We start from the raw sequence: 21,283 nt of genomic DNA, 5'->3' as shown, positions 1-21,283 counted from the left end.
CTTGGAACTGATTATGAACCTATTCACAGACTTCGAAGCCAGAGTTAAGCTCGCCCTTGAAGGTATTGATATCATCAAGGAAAAGCGATCCGAACTCGATTTTCGTCGTGTCGGCATCGAGCCGCCGCGCGATCCAAGTCATGGCGATGTGGCGACCAATGCAGCGATGGTTCTGGCCAAGGCCGTGGGCACCAATCCGCGCGTACTTGCCGACGTCATTAGCGTTAAGTTGCGGGAAGATGCTGACATCGCCGAGGTTTCCGTCGCCGGTCCAGGCTTCATAAACATCCGCCTTTCGGTCGGCTACTGGCAGCGCCTGCTGGCAGCGATGATCGCCAATGGCGAGACGTTCGGCAGATCGACGGTCGGTGAGGGCGTGAAGGTCAACGTCGAATATGTGTCCGCCAATCCCACCGGGCCTATGCATGTCGGCCATTGCCGTGGCGCGGTCGTCGGCGACACGCTGGCCAACCTGCTCGAGTTCGCGGGCTATGGCGTGACCAAAGAATATTACATCAACGACGCTGGCTCGCAGATCGACGTCCTGGCGCGCTCGGTGTTCCTGCGGTACCGCGAGGCACTTGGCGAGCAGATCGGCGACATTCCGGCGGGTCTTTACCCGGGCGATTATCTCGTGCCGGTCGGCAAAGCTCTGGCGGATGAATTCGGCACCAAGCTGCGCAGCATGCCGGAAGATCAGTGGCTGCCCATCGTCAAGGACAAGGCCATCGACGCGATGATGGTGATGATCCGCGAGGACCTGGCGGCGCTGAACGTCGTCCACGACGTCTTCCTGTCGGAGCGGACGCTGCACGCCAACGGTGCTGCGCCGATCCGCACCGCGATCAACGACCTCACCTTCAAGGGCTTCGTCTACAAGGGAACCCTGCCGCCGCCCAAGGGTCAGGTGGCGGAGGACTGGGAAGATCGCGAGCAGACATTGTTCCGCTCGACCGAGGTCGGCGACGACATCGACCGGCCACTGATCAAGTCGGATGGCTCCTACACCTACTTTGCCGCCGACGTTGCCTACTTCAAGAACAAGTACGACCGTGGCTTCAACGAGATGATCTACGTGCTCGGTGCGGACCATGGCGGCTACGTCAAGCGTCTCGAAGCGGTTGCCCGCGCCGTCTCAGATGGTCAGGCAAAGCTGACGGTGCTGCTCTGCCAGCTGGTCAAGCTGTTCCGTAACGGTGAGCCGGTGAAGATGTCGAAGCGCTCCGGCGACTTCGTGACGCTCCGCGAGGTTGTCGACGAAGTCGGCCGCGACTCCGTGCGCTTCATGATGCTCTACAGAAAGAGCTCCGAGCCGCTCGACTTCGACTTCGCCAAGGTGACCGAGCAGTCGAAGGACAACCCAGTCTTCTACGTGCAATATGCCCACGCGCGCTGCATGTCGATATTCCGCCAGGCGAAGGAAGCATTTCCGGGTCTGGAAGTATCTGTCGAGGAAATGGCGGCTGCCGTCCATGGTGCGATTGTCGATCCGGCGGAGCTGGCGCTGGTTGCCAAACTGGCGGAGTTTCCGCGAATCATCGAGAGTGCGGCGCTGGCCCAGGAGCCGCATCGCATCGCATTTTACCTGTATGACCTGGCGAGTTTCTTCCACGGACACTGGAATAAAGGTAAAGATTTTCCGGAATTACGATTTGTTAACGATAAAAACCGAGAATTGAGCATTGCCAGACTTGGGCTGGTGCACGCTGTCGCGTCGGTTTTGAAATCTGGTCTCGGTATTACCGGGACCGCAGCACCGGCTGAAATGCGATAAACGTCACCATTTACCCACATTGCGCTGGCAATAGCGTAGCAGTTGCGGGTGGATGAAGTAATGGCTGAAAAACAGTTGGCGTACCGCGCAGGCGGAAAAGATGAGTTCTTCGCGGACGACGATCCGCTCGCCGAACTCGCCCGCATCGTCGGATACGACAAGCGGCCATCCACACCTGTCGCTGCAAACCAGCGACAGGAGCCGGCTTTCGATCTCGAGGACGAGTTGCTCCGCGAGTTTGAGCGTTACGACGCGCCGCGCACTCCCCAGGCATCCCAGCCCAGCCATGCCGTTTATTCCGAGCCCGTGTACGGGAACGGCACGCCGGCAAACGATTTCGCCGCCGTCGAACCGACGCATGCGCCGGAGCCGCAGGCGGAAGTGCAGGCCGCATACGAAGCTCCGCATGCAGAACAGATGCTGCAGCCGGAAGAGCCGGTTCATGCTGAGCCGCCGGTCGTCGATGCCTCGCATTTCGAACCGGCTGAAGAGAGCTGGGAATCGGTCGTCGAGCCGACCACCATGCCGGTTGCTGCCGAAGAGCTGGAAGAACTGGCTTCTGCGCCCGAGGTTGCCAACCGCGATCTGGTCGATGAACTGGAAATGTCAATATCTGCGCCGGACGTCCAGCCGACCCCGCCGAGAACGCAGCAGTGGGCTGCAGCCACCATCCGGTTGCCGCTTGCGAATTTCAATGCGCCGCGCCGCGAGCCGACGATGGATGCCTTCGGCGCTGTCGAGCCTGTGCCCACCGTAGAGCCTGTTGCTCCCGCTGCGCCGCCGGAAGTCGCGACCTTTGAACCCGAACCCGTCGCAGAATTCGTGACGCACGAGCAGCCTTCCTATCCTGTCGAAATGGACCGTGCCGAAGCGGTGCAAGCAGAGACGCCAGTCGTTTCCAAGCCCGATCCCGTTTTGGCGGATGTGCATGTGGAAGAAGAAGCGCCGCTTGCTGGCGTCGATCTCCCACCCGCAGCCCGCGCCGAAGAGATTGCGGCCGCTACCGTCGTGCCGGAACCTGCGCCTGTATCGGCTGCGAGCAGCTACCAGGGTCTCGATATCGACGATCTTCTGGCCGACGTATCGCGTTATCCCGTGCCGTCGCGCGAACAGATCGCCGCGCGTATCGATCCTTCACTCGTCAATCCGCCCGCACCGCGCGCGTCAATGGCCACGCCTGTCACGGCCCAGCCTGAATCGGTGAAGTCACCTGACCCCGAGCCAGTCGTTGCTGCTGCGGACGAAGACTTCGATGGCTTCGACGAGCATGATTTCGACCTCGATCTTGCCGATATCGAACTGGAGCTGGCCGAACTCGACCTTGCCGACCCGAAGTCGCTCGCAGAGGTCGAAAAGCCTGCAAAGCCTTCTGAGCCGGCAACGGACTGGAGACAACCGGAGCCTGTGGCCGCCGTCCAGCGCTCTCCGAGTTATGCCGCTGCAGCTGCCTCTACCTATGCCAGCGCCACCGCGCCAACTTATGCCAGCGCTGCTGCGCCTGCCGAACAGCGCGCCGCCGTCCACGAGGCTGAACCCGTCGTCGACAGCTACCAGGAACTGCCATTCGATCCCAATGAGATTTCGGAGACGGAAGATCGGGTCGAGACATTCGAGGATATCCACGTTCCGGCACTACCGCCGGCAGAACCGGACGAGCCAGTCGTTGCCGCACCCGACTACGATTTCGACATCGATGCGGAGATGGCGAGCCTGTTCAGTGCGCCGGCAGATACTTCGCCCGAGCCAGCCTCGGCGCCATCCATGACGGAAGCGGCATTCGCGCCGGGAGTGGCAACGTCTGTTCCCGTTCGCGGCGTGACGATGCAGCAGAAGACCGGCGGAGGCCTCGACGAGTTCGAACGGGCACTGGAGGAAGATTTCCGCCAAAGCTTCCGCGAAACGCCCAGCCGGCCTGAAAACGTCTCGCCGATGATGTTCGAATCGTCGCACACGGCCAACGACCGCTGGCGGGCGCGTTCCATGCGCGGCATCGCCATTGCTGCTGCCGCTGTCGTTGTGCTCGGTGGCGGTGCCTACGGCATGTATCGCTGGGTCTCCCATAACGGGTCGCCGATCAGCTTTGCATCTGGTGAGCCACGCGTCATCACCGCCGACAAGGATCCCGTGAAGGTCGTTCCGACCGATCCGGGTGGCAAGGTGGTGCCGAACCAGGACAAGGCGGTCTACGACCGTGTTGCCGGCGCGGCCACTCAGCCGCCAAAGCAGAAGGAACTCGTGACTTCGGACGAGCAGCCGGTCGACGTCGTCCAGAAGACGCTGATCCCCGAAAACAGCCTTCCCGATGACAATGACGGCAGCGGAGAAGCCAATCTGTCGACACCCGTCGGCGAAACGGAAGATCCGCGCCTGCTGCCAGGCCAGGGCAACCCTGCTGCTACCAGCCAGGACGGCAATTCCGGTGTTGCGGCGCGCCGCGTTCGCACCATGATCGTCAAGCCTGACGGCTCGCTCGTGGCTCGCGAAGAACCGGCTCCCGCAGATGACAGTGCCGCTCCTTCCGCCCCCGCTGCGGCTGCAGCGCCGACGACGCCTGCTGCCGACAACAGCCAGATGGCATCGGCCGATGATGGCGACGCGCCGAGTGCCGACAGCGCTCCGATCCGCACGGTGAAGACGACGCAGATTGCCAACGCACCCGCTGCTGCGCAGCCGCCAGTCAACACGCCTGCTGCCGGCTCCACCGACGCAGCACCGGTGCCGACGGCCCGTCCGACGCAAACCGCATCGGCGACGCCGGCCGCCGCCAAGCCTCCGGTTACGCCCCAGCCTGTTCGTGTGGCTTCGGCTACGCAGGCAGCACAGCCGGTCAAGACGGCACCCGCGGCAACGGCTTCGGCCGGCGGTTACGGCATGCAGATCGCGTCGCTGCCTTCCGAGCAGGAAGCCAAGCGCTCGCAGGCCAACATGGCGGCGAAATATGCCAGCGTCATCGGTGGCCATCCGATGGAGGTCCGCAAGGTCGACATCGCCGGCAAGGGTACCTACTACCGCGTCCGCGTCGCGGTCGGCTCCAAGGACGATGCCGCAGCGCTCTGCGTCAAGTTCCGGGCTGCCGGCGGCACCTGCCTGATCTCGAAATAAGCGATCCCAGCTATCCCACATAGTGAACGGCGGACCTCGGTCCGCCGTTCTTTTTTGTGCACGAGTGGCCGCCTACGCTCGTCATCGAGCCCTGCCACCCTTATGATTTTGGCATGACCGAATCGAAAGCAATGATCCTGGGCTGTAGCGGCCTGTCCATCACTCCCGAAGAGCGCGCCTTCTATGCCGGCGAGCGGCCGTGGGGGTTCATTCTGTTTGGCCGCAACATCGGCGAGCCGGCGCAGATCGCCGACCTCGTGGCTGCCCTTCGCGACAGCGTCGGTGCCGACGTGCCCGTCATGATCGACCAGGAGGGTGGCCGGGTGCAGCGTATCCGTCCGCCGATCCTGCAGCATTATCCGTCAGGCCAGGCGCTCGGAGATATCTATCGCCGCGACCGCGAGGCGGGCCTGCGCGCCGCCTGGCTGATGTCACGGCTGCACGCCTTCGATCTCCTGAAGTTCGGCATCAACATCGATTGCCTGCCGGTGCTCGACGTCCCCGTCGAGGGCAGCAGCAACGTCATCGGCAACCGCGCCTATGGCGGCGACCCGGTGACCGTGACCGAGATGGGCCGCGCCGCATCGGAGGGCCTGAAGGCCGGCGGCGTGCTGCCTGTCATGAAGCATATGCCGGGCCATGGCCGGGGCTTTGCCGACTCGCATCACGAACTGCCTGTGGTATCCGTGTCCCGGTCAGAGCTCGAAGCCCATGATTTCCCGCCCTTCATGGCGCTGAAGGACGAGCTGATGGCGATGACCTGCCATGTCGTCTTCACCTCCATCGATCCCGACAACCCGGCAACGACATCGAAGATCGTCATCGACGAAGTCATTCGCGACTTCATCGGCTTCAAGGGACTTCTGATCTCCGACGACACCTCGATGAATGCGCTTGCCGGCACGATTGGCGAGCGGGCTGCAAATATCATTGCCGGCGGCTGCGATATCGTGTTGCATTGCAATGGCATTATGGACGAAATGAAGCAGGTGGTTGGCGCAGTGCCTGTGCTTTCGGGCGAAGCGCTTGCGCGGACCAGGGCGGTCGAGGCGGCCTTCGGGCAGGGCGATGGTGCCGACGAGGAAGCCATTCGCGCCGAGTTCGACGGGATGCTGTCGATCGCCTGACACGAGCGATCTGCGAGGGGCGAGATTGGACAACGGCAAGGCCACGGATCTGACCAAAGCGGCGGCAACGCCGATGGATCGGCTGTGGCAGGAACCTGCCGTGGATCGCGATCCGCAGGAGCCGGCACTTGTCATCGACATCGCCGGCTTCGAAGGGCCGCTCGACCTGCTGCTGCATCTTGCGCGCAACCAGAAGGTCGATCTGGCGCGGATTTCGGTGCTGGCGCTGGCCGAACAATATCTGGTCTTCGTCGAGACCGCGCGCCGGGTCCGCATCGAGCTTGCGGCCGACTACCTGGTCATGGCGGCATGGCTTGCCTTTCTGAAATCGAAGCTGCTCATTCCACAGCAGAACAAGGATGACGGGCCGAGCGGCGAGGAAATGGCCGAGGCGCTGGCCTTCCGGCTGAAGCGGCTCGAGGCGATGCGGGATGCTGCCGCCAGCCTCGTCAACCGCAACCGGCTCGGCCGCGATGTGTTCGCCCGGGGGGCGCCGGAGCACATTCCGGACCAGCGGCAGTCGGCCTTCGACGCCAGCCTCTACGATCTTCTCAATGCCTATGCAGGGCTGCGTCAGCGCCAGGCTATAACCCAGGTAACGATCGAACGGCGGACCGTGTGGTCGCTCGTCGAGGCGCGCGCCATCCTGACACGGATGATCGGCGACGTGCCTGAATGGACGGCGCTCGAGCATTACCTGCTGCGCTACATGACAAGCCCGAGCGAGCGAGTGACCGCCATCGCCAGCGCTTTTGCAGCGTCGCTGGAGCTTGTGCGCGAGGGCAAGATGGAGATCCGCCAGGAAGGCGCCTTCCAGCCGCTCTACATGCGCCGTGGCCCGAAGCACGCCATCCTCGACGCGGCGGAATAGGAGTGGCGGTGTCGGAAGGGCAGGCAGAGACTGAGATGACGGGCGAGGGCGCAGCGGATGCGGCGCGGCTGCGCGAGGCCGAGCGGATTACCGAGGCATTGATCTTCGCTTCGGCAATGCCGGTCTCCGAAGCCTATATCCGCGACCGGATTGCTGATGGCATCGACGTGCGCGCGATGGTGCTGCGGCTGCGCGAGAATTATGCGGGGCGGGGCGTCAATCTTGTCCAGGTCGACGATGCCTGGGCATTCCGGACGGCTGCCGATCTTTCCTTCATCATCCGGCGGGATGAGCATGAGGTCCGCAAACTGTCGCGCGCCGCGCTCGAGGTACTGTCGATCGTTGCCTACCACCAGCCGGTAACCCGGGCCGAGATCGAGGATATCCGCGGCGTGCAGACATCGAAGGGAACGCTGGACGTGTTGATGGAAGCGGGCTGGGTCCGCTTCCGGGGACGCCGGCGCACACCGGGAAGGCCGGTCACACTGGGCACGACACGCGATTTTCTCGATCATTTCGGGCTGGAGGAGCTCCGCGACCTGCCGGGTCTCGAAGAGCTGAAGGGGGCAGGGCTTCTCACCGGGCGTATCCCTGCCAATTTCGCCATGCCCTCGCCTGTGATGAGCGACGAATTGAGCGAGGACGAGGATCCGATCACCCAGCTCGACCTGGAGGAGCTGGGATTGCTGGCGCCGACCGGTGCGCCGGATTGACGCCGGTTGCGGTGAGGACTGCTTCGACAACCCGTCTTTGTTCCGCCACAGCACGAGAGGATTATGGATAGCGAAAGCGGGCGGCGATGGATGGTGGTATCAAGTCTTAGCGACCGGGCGATTTTGGTGTTTGAAAAAGCTTGGCAAACCGCTTACATCCTAGGGACATAACACAAGGGGTATCGTCATGGGTTCTTTTAGTATGTGGCACTGGCTGATCGTTCTGGCCATCGTGCTGTTGTTGTTCGGCCGCGGCAAGATCCCGGAACTGATGGGCGACGTCGCCAAGGGCATCAAGAGTTTCAAGAAGGGCATGACCGACGAGGACGAAACGGCTGCGCCGCGCGACCAGCCACGTGGCGATCCCATCCGTCCGGAAATGGGCCGCACCGTCGATCACAAGGCCGACGAAACGAAATAACCAGAATGGGGTGCATGGCGGCCTTCTCGTGCCGTGCCCGCCCAGGAGCCTTTGATGTTCGATATTGGTTGGAGCGAACTGCTCGTCATAGCGGTTGTTTTGATCGTTGTCGTCGGCCCGAAAGACTTGCCGCCCATGCTGCGAACTTTCGGCAAGATGATGACGCGTTTTCGCAAGGTGGCCGGTGATTTCAGGGCGCAATTCGATGATGCCTTGCGAGAGGCCGACCTGGACGATGTCCGTCAGACGATTGCCGATGCTCAGAAGCTAAACCCGGCGCATAGCCTGCGTGAGGCAATGAACCCGTTGCGGCAGATGGGCAATGACATCAAGGCCGATCTGCAGCGCTCGACGACAGTCGAACGTCCAGCGGAACCGCAGATGCTGCCGCACACTGATGGCGTTGCGTCGGAGCCGACGGCTCCTGTTGTAGCCGAAGCTCCGGCACCGGTCGTCGCTCCCGCACCTGCCGCGATTGCGGAGGCCGCTGCCGTGGTAGCCGAGACGGCCGTAAAGCCCAAGGCGGTGCGCAAGCCGCGCGCCAAGCCGGAGCTGATCGCCACTGAGGTGCCGACCCTCGAGACGACGGTTGAAGCGATCACGGCGCCAAAGGCTGCGCGCAAGCCTCGCGTGCGGGCTGAAGCGCTCGACGTGCAGGCCTCGGCTCCCGTCGTGACGTCCGTACCCGTCGTCAAGGAAGTTCTCTCCCCGTCGACGCCAGTCCGTCGGCCCCGCGTCAAGGCGCAGGCTGCCGATTTGGAAGGGCCTTCCGTCGTCGAGCCGGCCCAGGTCGGGCTGCCCGCTGCCGACAAGCCGAAGCGGGCGCGCAAGCCGGTCGCGCCGAAGCCTGCTGTCGATAACGCTGTTCCACAGCAGGCGGCTGGCACCTCGAACACGCCTGTCACCAAGGAAGACGATGCATGACCAGTGATATCGGCGATAAGCCGCAGCCGCTTATCGAACATCTCATGGAATTGCGGACGCGGCTGATGTGGTCCATCGCCGCGTTCTTTATCGCCTTCATGGTGTGCTTCGCCTTCGCCAAGCAACTGTTCAACTATCTCGTCTACCCATATAAATGGGCGGTGATCTGGGCCCATCTCGATGTTGCCAAATCGCAGCTGATCTATACGGCGCCACAGGAATTCTTTTTCACGCAGGTCAAGGTGGCGATGTTCGGCGCCTTGGTCATTGCCTTCCCGATCATCGCGGCACAGATCTACAAATTCGTCGCGCCCGGCCTCTACAAGAACGAGCGCAACGCTTTCCTGCCGTTCCTCATCGCCTCGCCGGTGCTGTTCCTGATGGGCGCGGCGCTGGTATATTTCTTCTTCTGCCCGATGGTGATGTGGTTCTTCCTGAAGATGCAGCAATCGCCGGCCGATGGTGAAATCGCCATCTCGCTGATGCCGAAGGTGTCGGAATATCTCAGCCTGATCATGACGCTGGTGTTTTCGTTCGGACTGGTCTTCCAGCTTCCGGTCATCACCACGCTGCTTGCCCGGGTCGGATTGCTGACCTCGACATGGCTTGCGGAGAAGCGCAAGTTTGCGATCGTGCTTGCCTTTATCGCCGCAGCCATACTGACGCCGCCGGACCCGATGTCGCAGATCGGCCTTGCCGTTCCAACCATCCTTCTCTACGAGATTTCGATCTACGCTGCACGTATGGTGGAGCGTAGCCGCAAGCGACAGGGTGAAGAAGAAACAGCGTCCTCTTCGGCCATCGTACCGCGCGACGAAGACTGATTTTTTAACGCCGCATCCCTGCGGTATCGCCCTTTAACTCCGGCTGGAGGCTTGGTCAGGCCCCGGCCGGAGCTGTTTTCACGAAGCGACCGGGAACGACGATGCTCGATATCAGATGGATCCGTGACAATGCCGAAGCCCTCGATGCAGCGCTTGCCAAGCGCAGTGCCGAGCCGCAGGCGCAAACCATCATCGCACTCGACGAAAAGCGCCGCTCCGTCGTCCAGGCGCTGCAGGACATGCAGTCCCGCCGCAACGCCGCCTCCAAGGATATCGGCGCGGCTATGGCCCAGAAGAACAGTGCGCTTGCCGAGACACTGAAGGCGGAGGTAGCCGAGATCAAGGTCGCCATGCCAGCCGCCGAGGCCGAGGAGCGCGAGTTGACGGCGGCGCTCACGGATGCCCTGTCGCGCCTGCCGAACATTCCCTTCGACGACGTACCGGTCGGCAAGGACGAGCACGACAATGTCATTGCCCGCGTGGTCGGTGAAAAGCCGCGGTGGAACCATCCGCCCAAGGAGCACTTCGAGATCGGCGAAGCGCTCGGCTACATGGATTTCGAGCGTGCCGCCAAGATTTCCGGCTCGCGCTTCACCGTGCTGACGGGGCCGCTGGCGAGGCTCGAGCGGGCGCTCGGCCAGTTCATGCTCGACCTGCACACCGGCGAACACGGCTATACCGAGGTCAGCGCACCGCTGATGGTGCGCGATGAAGCTATGTACGGCACCGGCCAGCTGCCGAAGTTTTCCGAAGACCTGTTCCGCACCACCGATGGCCGCTGGTTGATCCCGACTGCCGAAGTGCCGCTGACAAACCTCGTCTCGGGCGAGATCCTCGAGCAGGACAAGCTGCCTCTGCGTTTTACCGCGCTGACGCCATCGTTCCGTTCGGAAGCCGGTTCGGCCGGACGCGACACGCGCGGTATGTTGCGTCAGCATCAGTTCTGGAAATGCGAGCTGGTATCGATCACCGATGCCGATAGCGCGGTTGCCGAGCACGAGCGGATGACCGCCTGCGCCGAGGAAGTGCTGAAGCGTCTGGGGCTGCATTTCCGCACGATGATGCTGTGCACCGGCGATATGGGGTTCGGCGCCCGCAAGACCTACGATATCGAGGTCTGGCTGCCCGGCCAGGATGCCTATCGCGAAATCTCCTCGTGCTCCGTCTGCGGTGACTTCCAGGGCCGGCGGATGAATGCCCGCTACCGTGGCAAGGACGACAAGGCCACCACCTTCGTGCATACGCTGAATGGCTCCGGCACGGCCGTCGGTCGTTGCCTGATCGCCGTGCTCGAGAATTATCTGAACGAGGACGGCTCCGTGACTGTGCCTGAAGTTCTGGTGCCCTATATGGCTGGATTGAAGACCATCGAGCGGGCAGCATAGCAGGACGGTGCCAGTGTTATCGACGAAGACCGACCAAACCTTCGCGACCTCGCGGCCATTTGCTGCGCGGATCGCTGCCTGTTTCCTGTCGGGTGAGGGTGCGGATATGCGCGCTTCACAGCAAAAACAGCTGCCGGTAACTTCTTTGAAACCCGATCACGCCAATTATGCGCCTCAGTCCGGCACATTGCGGGCGGTTGGTCACGGAGTAGCGGTTTGACAGCTCGACTTCTTGAGAGGGAAGGTTTTGCGGCCGTCGTGCTGCGGCTGCGTGCTGAAGGCATTTCCGACATCGACCTATTGACTGCCGTGGAGCAGACGCCTCGCTCGCTGTTCGTGCCGGCGCAGGCGGTGTCAGATGCCTATTCCAGCCGGACGATCCCGATCGAATGCGGATCATTCATGGAAGGCATCGACCTCGTCATCAGGCTTCTCCACCATCTGAAGGTCCGGCCGGGCCACCGCGTACTCGAAGTCGGCACCGGCACGGGATTCACAGCTGCCGTCATGGGCCGGCTCGGCGAACGGGTTCTGACAGTCGACCGCTACAAGACGCTGACGATTGCAGCACAGAAGCGCATCGAGACACTGGCGATGCGCAACGTCATCGTACGCCAGGCGGACGGTAGCGCCGGCATGCCGGGCGAGGGTACGTTCGACCGCATTCTGGTGACCGGCGCCTTCCCGACCATGCCGCGCTTCTATGCCGACCAGCTGGTCTCCGGCGGCTCGATGATCACGCCTGTGATGATAACGGATACCGTTTGCCGCATGGTGCGCCTGACAAAGACCGGCAGCCGTTTCGAGCGCGAGGAACTGTTCGAAGTTCCCTACCTGCCGATCATCCCGAAGCTTGCGGCCTATCTCTGACGCTTGGCGGGATTGCAGCGTTTCGGCACGCCGCAGCCACGGGGCTGTGGACTATGGTTAGCAATTTCTCAAAAAAATCCACATGACTCCAGCGCCTTAACCGCATGGTAAGATTAACGCGCTTTAATGGAACTCACAAATGGGTTGCGTCTTAAGTGGGTCGAGTCATGCGTTTCAGCTTTCCGTTACATATCAGCACGACGACAGGCAAGGTCCTGGTTGCAGCATTTCTCGCGAGCGCCGCGACAGGCTGCAGTTCGGATGCCTCTCGTTTCTCGGGGATGTTCGCAAGCTCCGGTTCGAGCTCCGACACCATGACGACGGGTTCCATCCCGCGACGGCAGCTGAGCGGTCTCGACCGCGATCCTGTCCCGCCCGCCAACGTGGCCTCTGGTCAATCGGATTACGGCAATGGCAATGCTGCCATGAACCAGCCCTATCCGTCGCAGCCGCAGACATACAAGCCGGCCTATTCCAACGCACGGATTGCTGCCGCTCCGTCGGTTCAGCGCTCGCAGCTGGCCGCGCCTGCCGGTATCGCCACATCCGACCACCTGTCGACACGGCCGCCCCGCGAAGAGCAGCAGGCTCTTGCGCAGCCCTATCCAGATGCCGCGCCGAACCGCGGGTCTGCTCCGCATTCGCTGGCCCCACCGCGCGAGGCCCCGGATCGCATGGCGACCGGCACCACGCCCGGCAAGCCGTCTGCCTGGACCGGCGATAACGCGCCAACCGTTACTCTGCGCCCCGGCGAGACGACGAAGACGCTTGCCAGCCGCTACGGCGTTCCGGAAAAGGAAATCCTGCGCGTCAACGGCCTGAAGAGCGCCGCGTCCGCCCAGCCGGGCCGCTCCATCATCATTCCAACCATGAATGGCGGCGCTAATGTCGTGAAGGCATCGTCGCAGGCCGCCGATCTCGACAAGGGTGGCAAGCAGCCGATCCCGTCGAAGGCGCCCGAACAGGATGCCGCTGTTCTTCCGAACGGCAATACGGCCCGCGACAAGCAGCAGCTGAGCGCCGAGAACGGCTCCGGCAAGCTCTCGGCCGGGGCAGGCAAGGGACCGACGCCGGGCAGCTACGTGGTCAAGCCGGGCGATTCGCTCGCCAAGATCGCCAAGGCCACCGGAACTCATATCGACGCGCTGAAGGCAGCCAACGGCATCGGCAAGAACGGCATCCAGGTCGGACAGACGCTGAAGCTGCCGCAGGCTGGCGCAGCACCGGCTGCCGACGATATGAAAACAGCTTCGATCGCGCCTGAAAAGGCACCGGTCAAGGCAGCTGCACCCGTCGCTGCCGAGGAGCCGACCAAGGTCGCCTCGCTGCCGACCCAGTCCGTCAACGACGCCCAGAAATCGGACGCCGGCTCCGCTGCGCCGGAATCGACCGGCATCGGCAAGTATCGCTGGCCTGTGCGCGGCGCGGTCATCGCCGCCTACGGCGCCAATGTCGAAGGCAGCCGCAACGACGGTATCGACATCTCGGTGCCATCGGGCACGCCGATCAAGGCCGCCGAAAACGGCGTCGTCATCTATGCCGGCAATGGTCTCAAGGCGCTTGGCAACACGGTGCTGGTACGCCACGACGACGGCACGGTCACCGTATACGGCCACGCCGACACTCTGAGCGTCACGCGCGGACAGAAAGTACAACGCGGCCAGACACTCGCAACTTCAGGCATGAGCGGCAATGCCAAGCAGCCGCAGATGCACTTCGAGGTCCGCAAGAATGCCTCGCCGGTTAACCCAATGACCTTCCTTGAATAGATAGTGCGTCTCGAGGAGTTATGCAAAAAGCCCGGTCATGCCGGGCTTTTTGTCGTTTTGGACGATACGACGGTGACTCAGTAGCTGCTCGCTGATTGACATGGCTGTACCTTTTGGTACAGAATAAGCAAATTGGTAAAAGAAGGAGGTTGCTCGTGGTTTCCCTGATTCCCCCGTTCTCGGTTGAAACCGCCACCCTGAAAGTCAGGGCGGCTGAAGATGGCTGGAATAGCCGCAATCCGGAGAGGGTAGCGCTGGCGTACACGCCAGACAGCGAATGGCGAAACCGGGCCGAGTTTGTAACCGGCCGTCCTGCGATCATTTCCTTCCTGACGAGAAAGTGGGAAAAGGAACTGGATTACCGCCTCATCAAGGAGCTCTGGGCGTTTTCGGAAAACCGCATCGCTGTCCGTTTTGCCTATGAGTGGCACGATGATAGCCAAAACTGGTTTCGCTCCTTCGGGAACGAAAACTGGGAATTCGATGCCGACGGCCTGATGCAGCGGCGCTTTGCTTGCATCAATGACAAGCCCATACAGGAGCACGAGCGCCGGTATTTCTGGCCACTGGGCAGGCGACCTGATGACCACCCCGGTCTGTCAGATTTCGGATTTTGAGGTCGATGTGAAAGCGGTATTCGAACGGCAAGACGTTGTGCGGTTGCTAGCCGAAGTCTTTCGTGATCTCGGCTATGACGGCACGACCCTAAACAGCATCACGGAGCGCATCGGGGTAGGAAAGGGAAGCCTCTACCATTTCTTTCCCGGAGGGAAGGAGGAGATGGCGGCCGCAGTGCTTGCAGACGTCGATGCGTGGTTTGAGCGGGAGATCTACGAACCGCTGCGCAGGGGCGAGCCAAATGCGGCGATTGCCGCGATGTTGGACAACGTCATGATCTACTTCCGGTCTGGCAGCCGCATCTGTCTGGTGGGAACGTTTGCCATGGTTGCAACGCGCGACACGTTTGGCGCGTCGATCGCGAGTTACTTTAGGCGTTGGATCGCGGCGCTGTCGGATGCTCTTCGCAGGGCGGGACAACCAGCGGATCTGGCTGATATCGAAGCGGAGCGCATGGTGATGACGATCCAAGGCGGAATTGTACTGGCTCGAGCCCTGGATGACACCGAAGTCTTTCGGCGTGCCGTCGAAAATATGCGCGCCGTATATCGCTAATCCAGCTGAAACGGGAAAATCGCGCGCAAGCCAGTTGCGTCGTGTTTGTCGCTGGATTTCCCTCGCGCGCGTTTCAGCAACTCAAGCCGGCGCTTGGCCAGCAAGTTGCTGTACAGGTAACCTTGTCAATAGCCTCAGGCGACCATCATCTCCGAGGTTTCCACCAGTTTGCAATCGAGTTCGAGGAGGCGGGATGCTTCGGCGGCGGGGACGGCTTTGCCGAAGAGGTAGCCCTGGCCGAGATTGCATCCCATCCGGATCAGTGCCTGGAGCTGCTCCTCGGTCTCGATGCCTTCCGCCGTCGTCAGGATATCCAGCCCCTTGCCGAGACCGATGATCGTTCTCAGGATCTTCTCGTTTTTCTTGCCGTCGGCGGCTTCCGAGACGAACATCCGGTCGATCTTGATCTTGTCGAAGCTGAACCTCGAAAGCTGGCCAAGGCTCGAATAGCCCGTACCGAAGTCGTCGAGCGCGATGCGTATGCCGGCATTCTTCAGATCGGCGATGATCCGCTCGGCAGCGACGAGATCCTGGATGAGCGCCGATTCGGTAATCTCGATCTCGAGGCGTGACGGAGGCAGTCCGGCTTCGGAGAGGATCGTCAGGATACGGATTGCCAGCAGCCCGTCATGCAGCTGCGTCGGCGACAGGTTGAAGGAGAGAATAACGCCGTTCGGCCAGGTGGCGGCATCGGCGCAGGCAACCCGGAAGAGCTTGACCGTCAGCTCGCCGATCAGGCCCGTGCGTTCGGCAAGGTCGATGAAGACGGTGGGCGGCACGAACTTGCCCGGTTCCTGTTCCCAGCGGGCGAGCGCTTCGAAGCCGTTGATCCTGCCCGTGTGGAGATCGACGATCGGCTGGTAATAGGGCTTTATCGTATTTTTTCTGATCGCTTGACGAAGCTGTTTCTCGAGCTCGGAGCTTTCCTTCCACCGCTCGCGCATCGTGGGTTCGAAGGCGCGGATTTTTCGTGCCGGGTCGTTCTTTGCCGCTTCCATGGCAACTTCGGCGCAGCGCACGGCGCTTGCGAGGTCAGTCCCGTCGACGGGAAGAAGCGCATAACCGACCGCGACGCCAACTTCGACCGCCTGTCCCCTGACGGCGACCGGTCTTGCGATTGCGGCCGCTACCTGTTCGGCGATTTCAGCGTGATCCGCTCCGGCGATGAACGCAATAAAGTCCCGTCCACCGGTCCTGAAGATATCGTCAGACGGGAAGATCGCCTTCAGGCGCTCCGCCATCACCCGCAGCACGTCGTCTGCCGTCTTGTGGTCGAACAGGTCCTTGATCTTTTTAAAGCCGTCGAGCTGGAGGGCGAAGACGCCAAGCTTGTCCTCCCCGCTGTGTTGCGGGCAGGCCATGCGTTCGTCGAGAGACCGGCGGTTGGGGAGCCCTGTCGTTTCGTCGTGACCGGAGATCCACTTCACACCCTGCTCGGCAATCTCGCGGCGGCCGACTTCCCGGCTGAGATCGCGCAGGCGAAGGATGGAATAGATCAGGCTGACCAACCCGGTGACTGTAATCGCCAGCGCCAGGTCGTCGAGCTGATAGTCGTCATTGCGTAGCACGAATGCGGTTACAGCCTCGAACGCCTGGAATTGGCTTCCCAGCGCCCAGATGACTGTGCCGAAGACTCCCAAGAATATCGCTTCGTGGCCAGCTTTGCTGCGAAAAAAAGGCATGACATCTCCCAGGCGATGGCTGTCATAGCCTTCTCAGAGGTCACTCATTTTCCTCAGCCCAAACATATCGCGGCATCATAAAGTAAATCTTAATTAGCAAATTCAAAGTGAAAATGAGTTTTTATTCATATACTTTGGGTTTCCAAAGTATTTCTTGAGCCTCCAAGTTTAATGCTGGCATACGGTCGCAATTCCTTGCCCGGGCCGGGAAAAGTCAGTCGCGCGGCAGCTCGATCCGTTGTCGGCCGGCCAGATCCTGGATGTACTGCCAGGCAACGCGTCCGGAGCGCGCCCCCCGGGTCGTGGACCACGCCAGCGCCTCCCGGTGCATCTCGTCGCGATCGAGAGCGAGGTTGAAGTGTTTGGCGTAACCATCGATCATCAGCAGGTAGTCGTCCTGGCTGCATTTGTGGAAGCCGAGCCAGAGGCCGAAACGGTCGGAGAGCGAAACTTTCTCCTCGACGGCCTCGGACGGATTGATCGCCGTCGACTGCTCGTTTTCCATCATGTTGCGCGGCAGGAGGTGACGACGGTTGGACGTGGCGTAGAAGAGCACATTGTCGGGTCTGCCTTCGACGCCGCCGTCGAGCGCTGCTTTCAGCGATTTATAGGCTGTGTCATCGTGATCGAAGGAGAGGTCGTCGCAGAAGACGATGACGCGCAGCGAGGCCGCCTTGACGATGTCGAGCAGCAGAGGGAGCGTCGAGATATCCTCCCGGTGGACCTCCACCAGTTTCAACGGGACGCCGGTCGAGCGGATGATGTCGGCGTGCACGGCTTTTACCAGCGAGGACTTGCCCATGCCGCGTGCGCCCCAGAGGAGCACGTTGTTGGCAGCAAATCCCTCGGCGAAGCGCAGCGTGTTTTCGTGCAGGATGTCGCGCACATGATCGACACCCCGGATAAGGCCGATTGCCACCCGGTTCGGACGGGGCACGGGCTGTAGGTGCTCGCGGGCAGGGCTCCAGACGAAGCAGTCCGCAGCATCCCAGTCATTGACGGCACGAGCCGGGCCGGCCAATCTTTCGACCGCCGATGCCAGACGGCGGAGTTCGGCAAGGATCAGTGCGTTTTGATCTTCGGTCACCATGTTTCCTCCGGATGGGTTATGGGACGCAGCGGCAAAAGTTCATTTCGCTGCCGGGTAGCATGGCCTTTCCCCGGCCGAAAGGTTAAGAGGCTGAGAAAACGGTACGGTTATCGGCTGTTTTTGTTGCATTTGCCACGATCACAATGATATCTCGCGCGGTGTAACGGGTTGTTTCCCGCCTGGATTTTGAGGAGTTCCCGATGTTTATCACCAACGCATACGCCCAGAGCGCCACCGATACCGCCATGGGCGTGTTTGGCGGTTCCGGCATGGAGATGGTTTTCCTCTTCGTTCCGCTGATGGTCGTCTGGTATTTTCTCCTTATCCGGCCGCAGCGCGCCCAGGCTCGCAAGCGTGACGACGTTTTGAAGAATATCCGTCGCGGCGACCAGATCGTCACGGGCGGCGGCATCGTCGGCAAGGTCGTCAAGGTCGTCGACGATAAGGAACTGGAAGTCGAGATTGCCGAAGGCGTCAAGGTCCGCGTCGTCCGCACGGCGATCTCGGAAGTCCGCGTCAAGGGTGAACCGGTCAAGGCGGACGCAGCCTAGCATCGATAACGGGCGGCCGGCCGTCCGGCCGCGTCGCGACGAATAGTAAAGTCGAGAACGCCATGCTGCAATTCTCCCGCTGGAAGACAATCCTCGTTTGGCTTGCCGTTGTTGCCAGCGTCCTCGTCGCACTTCCCAACCTGTTCAGCGACCGCCAGCTCGAGCGTTTCCCGAGCTGGCTGCCGCACCACAAAGCGATCCTCGGTCTCGACCTCCAGGGCGGATCGCGGATCTCGCTGAAGATCGAGCGCGACGAGATCGTCGCAGCCCGGCTGCAATCAACGATCAACGATGTCGCGCGCCGGCTGCGTGATGCGAAAATTCCCACCGTCGATCTTTCCGGTACCGTCCAGACCATCACCATGCACCTGACCGACGTCGGCCAGATGGCGGCGGCAACCGATGCACTCAAGCCTTTAACCGACAGCGTCGGAAGCTCGGCCACCGGCGGTTCGATCCGCGAGGCGACCGTCGTCCCCGGCGATGGCGGCCTGATAACCATGGCACTGACCAACGAGGGTATCGCCTACCGTACCGCGGAGGCGCTGGACCAGTCGATCGAAGTGGTTCGCAGCCGCGTCAAGCAGGTCGGCCGCCGCGAGCCGCTGATCCAGCGGCAGGGCAGCGACCGGCTCATCGTCGAGGTGCCGGGCCTGACCGATCCCCAGCGGCTGAAGACGCTGCTGAACCAGCCGGCGAAGCTGACCTTCAACATGCTGGATACGAGCATGCCGGTGCAGACGGCGATCGACACGCAGCCACCGGCCAATTCCGAAGTGCTGTATTCGCAGGACGATCCGCCGGATAGCTACCTCGTCTTCAAGCGGCCCGTGGCCAACGACCAGAGCATCATCGCCGCCGAGCCGATGCTGGATACCCAGACCAAGCAGAACGTCGTTACCTTCCAGCTCGATGCAAAGGCCACCCAGGCATTCGCGCAGGCGACGGCGAAGAACGTCGGCAAGTCCTACGTCGCCGTACTCGACGACCAGGTGATCTCGGCACCGCTGATCAAACAGCCCGTGACCGATGGCAAGGGTATGCTGGCAGGCAACTTTTCGCCAGAGGGGGCTGCCGACCTCGTCATCCTTCTGCGCTCCGGCTCGTTGCCGGCAACGCTGACGGTGGTCGAGGAGCGTACCGTCGAGCCCGGCCTTGGCGCCGATTCGACCCGTGCGAGCATCATCGCCGGCATCGTCGGTGCCTTTGCCGTGGTTGCCTTCATGGTGTTCTTCTATGGTTCGCTCGGCGGTTTCGCCACCGCGGCGCTGGTTTTCAACATCATTCTCATCATGGCGATCCTCAGCCTTTTCCAGGCGACGCTGACCTTGCCAGGTATCGCCGGCATCATCTTCACGATGGGCCTGGCGGTGGATTCGAACGTGCTGATCTATGAGCGTATCCGCGAAAAGCTGAAGGGTGGGACGCCGTTCGTGCAGGCTTGCGAAAGCGGATTTGCGCGCGCCTACACGACCATCATCGACGCCAATGTGACGACGCTGATCGCCGCTGCCATCCTGTTCTCCATGGGGAGCGGTCCCGTGCGCGGCTTTGCCGTGACACTCGGGATCGGCATCATCGCATCGCTGTTTACGGCTTTCACGCTGACCCGCTGGCTGATTGCCATCTGGATCAAGCGCCGCCGGCCGAAGCATTTGCCGAAGGGCGTGCGGACTGCCGTCTTCGACGGCGCCAATATTCGCTTCATGGGCATCCGCCGCTATACTTTCACGATCTCGGCCGTGCTTTCGGTGCTGTCGATGATTGGTTTCTTCTCGTTCGGCATGCATCTCGGTGTCGATTTCACCGGCGGCTCGCTGATCGAGGTTCGTGCCAAGCAGGGCAAGGTCGATATCCCGGATATCAAGACGCGGCTCGGGCAGCTGAATATCGGCGATGTCCAGGCGCAGCCGATCAGCAATGCGACCGGTGCGCTGATCCGCCTGCAGTCGCAGGATGGCGGCGAAAATGCCGAGCAGTCGGCGGTAACGCTGGTGCGTGGCGAATTGCAGGACAAGTACGAGTTCCGCCGCGTCGAGGTCGTGGGTCCGGCGATATCGGGCCAACTGACGCGGGCGGGTACGTTTGGCGTGATGGCCTCCCTGGCGGCGATCTTCATCTATATCTGGGTGCGGTTTGCCTGGCAGTATGCGCTGGGGGCGATCATCGCGACGCTGCACGATATCATCCTGACCTTCGGCCTGTTCGTTGTCACCGGTATCGAATTCAACCTGACGAGCATCGCGGCGGTGCTGACGATCATCGGCTATTCGCTCAACGATACCGTCGTCGTCTACGACCGGATGCGTGAAAACCTCAGGCACTACAAGCAGATGCCGTTGCCGATCCTCATCGATGCGTCGATCAACCAGACCCTGTCGCGTACCGTGCTGACGGCGGCAACCACATTGCTGGCGCTGCTGGCGCTGTCGATCTTCGGCGGCGAGGTCATCCGCTCGTTCACGTTCGTGATGTTCTTCGGCGTTGCGGTCGGCACCTTCTCGTCGATCTACATCGCCGCACCGGTGCTGATCGCCTTCAAGCTTCGGCCGCGCGGGGTGCAGCCCGGTCCGCAGCCGGATGTGCCGCCAGCCGGCAAGGCGGTGGCCTGATGGCCCGTGGCATAGAGATCCGCTCCGCCCATTTTCCCGGCCGCGCGCCGATCGACGTCTATGGCAATGGCGGCTTTCGTTTTGCCGACATGTCACATCGCGGCTCGATCCTCTGCCTGCCGTCTGGCATCTACGGCTGGGACATGACGGCCGCCGATGCACTGACGCCGGATCGCTTCCAGAAGGTCATCGACGAGGCTGCCGAGATCGAATTCCTGCTGGTCGGCACCGGTGACGATATGCGACCCTTGCCGCAGGCGCTGAAGACGGCGTTTCGCGATGCCGGCATGTCGTCGGATCCGATGAATACGGGAGCGGCAGTGCGGACCTTCAACATCATGCTGTCCGAATCGCGGGCGGTTGCCTGCGCCCTGATCGCCGTCGACTAGGGGCCC

At 61.9% G+C, this 21,283-nt stretch carries 17 protein-coding genes and 1 pseudogene; 16 read left to right on the top strand and 2 right to left on the bottom strand.

Annotated elements, in window-relative coordinates; translation table 11 throughout:
* The first annotated feature begins 13 nt into the window (after nt 1-13).
* The 13 genes and pseudogenes from argS (at nt 14) to J5274_RS14135 (ending at nt 14,953) form a co-directional block, all read left to right on the top strand.
* On the top strand, nt 14-1,774 hold the full coding sequence (gene argS / locus J5274_RS14195) for an arginine--tRNA ligase (RefSeq protein ID WP_219274644.1): 1,761 nt from the start codon (nt 14-16) through the stop codon (nt 1,772-1,774).
* A 60-nt stretch (nt 1,775-1,834) separates the two neighbouring features.
* Entirely contained in the window at nt 1,835-4,876 is a 3,042-nt protein-coding gene (locus J5274_RS14190; protein ID WP_219274643.1) for an SPOR domain-containing protein, read from the top strand.
* Nucleotides 4,877-4,989: 113 nt separating this feature from the next.
* Nucleotides 4,990-6,003 (top strand): beta-N-acetylhexosaminidase, encoded by a 1,014-nt coding sequence (gene nagZ / locus J5274_RS14185; protein ID WP_142823047.1) that lies wholly within the window; start codon nt 4,990-4,992, stop codon nt 6,001-6,003.
* Nucleotides 6,004-6,076: 73 nt separating this feature from the next.
* Nucleotides 6,077-6,874 carry a ScpA family protein gene (locus J5274_RS14180; RefSeq protein WP_374113746.1) on the top strand — a complete coding sequence of 266 codons (798 nt, stop codon included), beginning with the start codon at nt 6,077-6,079 and terminating at the stop codon, nt 6,872-6,874.
* A gap of 35 nt (nt 6,875-6,909) precedes the next feature.
* Nucleotides 6,910-7,587 carry an SMC-Scp complex subunit ScpB gene (gene scpB / locus J5274_RS14175; RefSeq protein WP_142823596.1) on the top strand — a complete coding sequence of 226 codons (678 nt, stop codon included), beginning with the start codon at nt 6,910-6,912 and terminating at the stop codon, nt 7,585-7,587.
* A 187-nt stretch (nt 7,588-7,774) separates the two neighbouring features.
* Nucleotides 7,775-8,008 (top strand): twin-arginine translocase TatA/TatE family subunit, encoded by a 234-nt coding sequence (locus tag J5274_RS14170; RefSeq protein ID WP_111221750.1) that lies wholly within the window; start codon nt 7,775-7,777, stop codon nt 8,006-8,008.
* Nucleotides 8,009-8,062: 54 nt separating this feature from the next.
* A pseudogene (tatB, locus tag J5274_RS29275) lies at nt 8,063-8,635 on the top strand (Sec-independent protein translocase protein TatB); the annotation flags it as partial.
* 293 nt (nt 8,636-8,928) lie between these two features.
* The gene (gene tatC, locus J5274_RS14160) at nt 8,929-9,756 is read left to right on the top strand and encodes a twin-arginine translocase subunit TatC (RefSeq protein WP_142823044.1); all 828 of its coding nucleotides are present in this window, start codon (nt 8,929-8,931) and stop codon (nt 9,754-9,756) included.
* A gap of 101 nt (nt 9,757-9,857) precedes the next feature.
* The gene (gene serS / locus J5274_RS14155) at nt 9,858-11,141 is read left to right on the top strand and encodes a serine--tRNA ligase (RefSeq protein WP_142823043.1); all 1,284 of its coding nucleotides are present in this window, start codon (nt 9,858-9,860) and stop codon (nt 11,139-11,141) included.
* Between the two features lie 216 nt (nt 11,142-11,357).
* Nucleotides 11,358-12,011, top strand: a complete 654-nt coding sequence (locus tag J5274_RS14150; RefSeq protein ID WP_142823042.1) for a protein-L-isoaspartate(D-aspartate) O-methyltransferase — start codon at nt 11,358-11,360, stop codon at nt 12,009-12,011.
* A 167-nt stretch (nt 12,012-12,178) separates the two neighbouring features.
* Nucleotides 12,179-13,780 carry a LysM peptidoglycan-binding domain-containing M23 family metallopeptidase gene (locus tag J5274_RS14145; RefSeq protein WP_142823041.1) on the top strand — a complete coding sequence of 534 codons (1,602 nt, stop codon included), beginning with the start codon at nt 12,179-12,181 and terminating at the stop codon, nt 13,778-13,780.
* A 155-nt stretch (nt 13,781-13,935) separates the two neighbouring features.
* Nucleotides 13,936-14,397: a nuclear transport factor 2 family protein gene (locus J5274_RS14140; RefSeq protein ID WP_142823595.1), complete on the top strand. Its 462-nt coding sequence runs from the start codon at nt 13,936-13,938 to the stop codon at nt 14,395-14,397.
* Between the two features lie 7 nt (nt 14,398-14,404).
* Nucleotides 14,405-14,953, top strand: coding sequence for a TetR/AcrR family transcriptional regulator (locus J5274_RS14135; protein WP_142823594.1), 549 nt, complete (start codon nt 14,405-14,407; stop codon nt 14,951-14,953).
* Nucleotides 14,954-15,087: 134 nt separating this feature from the next.
* Here the strand turns inward: J5274_RS14135 and J5274_RS14130 are convergent, their stop codons facing one another.
* Nucleotides 15,088-16,635 carry a bifunctional diguanylate cyclase/phosphodiesterase gene (locus tag J5274_RS14130; protein ID WP_142823040.1) on the bottom strand — a complete coding sequence of 516 codons (1,548 nt, stop codon included), beginning with the start codon at nt 16,633-16,635 and terminating at the stop codon, nt 15,088-15,090.
* A gap of 214 nt (nt 16,636-16,849) precedes the next feature.
* Nucleotides 16,850-17,725 (bottom strand): ATP-binding protein, encoded by an 876-nt coding sequence (locus J5274_RS14125; protein WP_263431689.1) that lies wholly within the window; start codon nt 17,723-17,725, stop codon nt 16,850-16,852.
* Between the two features lie 200 nt (nt 17,726-17,925).
* Here J5274_RS14125 and yajC point away from each other — a divergent pair, with 200 nt between their 5' ends.
* The 3 genes from yajC (at nt 17,926) to J5274_RS14110 (ending at nt 21,277) form a co-directional block, all read left to right on the top strand.
* Nucleotides 17,926-18,276: a preprotein translocase subunit YajC gene (gene yajC / locus J5274_RS14120; RefSeq protein WP_142823038.1), complete on the top strand. Its 351-nt coding sequence runs from the start codon at nt 17,926-17,928 to the stop codon at nt 18,274-18,276.
* A 62-nt stretch (nt 18,277-18,338) separates the two neighbouring features.
* Complete coding sequence (gene secDF / locus J5274_RS14115) at nt 18,339-20,888, top strand: protein translocase subunit SecDF (RefSeq protein WP_142823037.1); 2,550 nt, start codon at nt 18,339-18,341, stop codon at nt 20,886-20,888.
* On the top strand, nt 20,888-21,277 hold the full coding sequence (locus J5274_RS14110; RefSeq protein WP_111221759.1) for an Mth938-like domain-containing protein: 390 nt from the start codon (nt 20,888-20,890) through the stop codon (nt 21,275-21,277). Before secDF ends, J5274_RS14110 begins: the two co-directional genes overlap by 1 nt.
* The last annotated feature ends 6 nt before the right edge of the window (nt 21,278-21,283 follow it).

Origin of the sequence: Rhizobium sp. L51/94 (genome assembly GCF_019355555.1) — a bacterium.
Lineage (GTDB): Bacteria > Pseudomonadota > Alphaproteobacteria > Rhizobiales > Rhizobiaceae > Rhizobium > Rhizobium rhododendri.
Note: the sequence above shows the minus strand (reverse complement) of the source record. Positions and strands in the feature narration are given on the sequence as shown.